Origin of the sequence: Mesotoga sp. B105.6.4 (assembly GCF_002896535.1) — a bacterium.
GTDB lineage: Bacteria > Thermotogota > Thermotogae > Petrotogales > Kosmotogaceae > Mesotoga.
Genome location: NZ_JWIM01000090.1, coordinates 1 through 1,548 on the forward strand (window position 1 = coordinate 1; position 1,548 = coordinate 1,548).

A 1,548-nucleotide genomic window follows, 5' to 3' on the forward strand; every position below is an offset into this window, starting at 1 on the left:
ACGTAATGCATCATAATTAAATCTACTCAAGAGAGAGTTAATGCATCAAAATAGAATCTATTCAAAATCGAATTGAAGGAGATTAAGAACACCTCCCTTTGAGTTAGATTTGGACTTCATTATCTGTATATCAACGAGTAATTCCTGAGAATGTGCTATATTACTCTTGAGTATATATAAATCTAGGGCTTCGTGAACCTTGCGAAGCTCATCTTTTTTTGTGGAGTAAATCCAGGGAGAGTTAAGTACTCTTTCGTAGGGAGTAGCAAACTTGTCGTATTTCTTCACTATCCTTGTACCATCTCTGGTCTTTTGGATCATCTTTTGAGTAGGCTGGAAATGGTTGTTGTAGAGATTCAAGTTTGCATATAGCTCCTTCAAGATAGTCAGTTCCTCCAAAGTGTCGTATCTGTAATAGCCAACGGCCCTTCTGACCAAAGACCAATTCTTCTGTTCCACATGGGGATTATCGTTCTTGTTGTAACTCCGGGTTCTGGTAAAGACCAATCTTTCATCCAAGCAATACTTATACAAATGAGCGTTAATAAACTCCGAGCCATTGTCGGAATGAATTCCCAAAAGAGGGAAAGGAAGTAACTCTCTCAATGCGATTATAGCTTCAAGGGTCCATCTTTGAGCTTTGTTCCTTATTGGTGCAACGACACTCCAACCACTGGCAACATCTACCATATTCAGGCTATAACAGAATTCTCCCGAGCTATTACCTCCTTCGTGACCGACAAGATCCACCTCAACAAAACCTGGTTTTGTGTCATCCCATTCGTGATGAGTCTTTATCCTTATGTGTTTCTTCAAGAGAGTACCGGGTTTTGTATGTGACCTACCCTTCAGTTCCATCTTCTTCCTTTCACTTCGTAGAAGTCTATCGATTGTAGAGGAACTTATTTCCAAAAGCTTCTGCTTAACTTCTTCCCTCAAAGACAAATGACCATTCTTGATCAGATTCTCTATCGCCTCTTCAATAATCGCTTTGAATCTCTTGCCGCAAGGAAAGTCCAGGATCTCCCATATCTCAACTAGTTTTCTCAATACTTCCAAATCATATTTCTTCTTTCTTCCGCGCCTCTTTGTGAACTTGCTTCTCTTGTTCTTCTCAGAATAACCTCTCCTAAGTTTTAGTGATGCATAGCTCCGGTTGTACTCAGTTAATTCAATAAATTCGTCAAGGATTCTACTCTTCTCCTTCTTTCCAGCCTTCCTGTACTTCTCTGAGTATTTCTCAATCAATCCAGTCATGTCTATTCTCTTCATCTTCGCCCCTACCTCTTTCAACTTGGCATTCGCGAAGATTATCCCCTTCATCCTTACCTTTCGAGTAGTTTCATTTTTGATGCATCGTTACCCTTTTCAAGTAGATTATTTGTGATGCATATCGTCAGAGTTGCATTTGCTCTTGTTATTATGCTAAACTTATTCCAGCGTGACAGAGATGATGAGAAAGTCGTGCCAGTTATGAGGTTGCGGCTTTTTTTATTTTGAGTGATCTTTCCCTGATGTTTGTTAGTCATAGTTTCGTGCAGCAGTTTC

Annotated in this window: 2 protein-coding genes; both read right to left on the reverse strand. The window is 39.7% G+C overall.

Annotation, left to right across the window (positions count from 1 at the left end; genetic code table 11):
- Nucleotides 1-57: 57 nt before the first annotated feature.
- A complete protein-coding gene (locus RJ60_RS14590) occupies nt 58-1,257 on the reverse strand; it encodes a DDE-type integrase/transposase/recombinase (protein ID WP_103135239.1) in 1,200 nt (399 codons plus the stop codon).
- Nucleotides 1,258-1,325: 68 nt separating this feature from the next.
- The coding region (locus RJ60_RS15875) for a hypothetical protein (RefSeq protein WP_219725906.1) at nt 1,326-1,548 on the reverse strand (223 nt) is incomplete at its 5' end.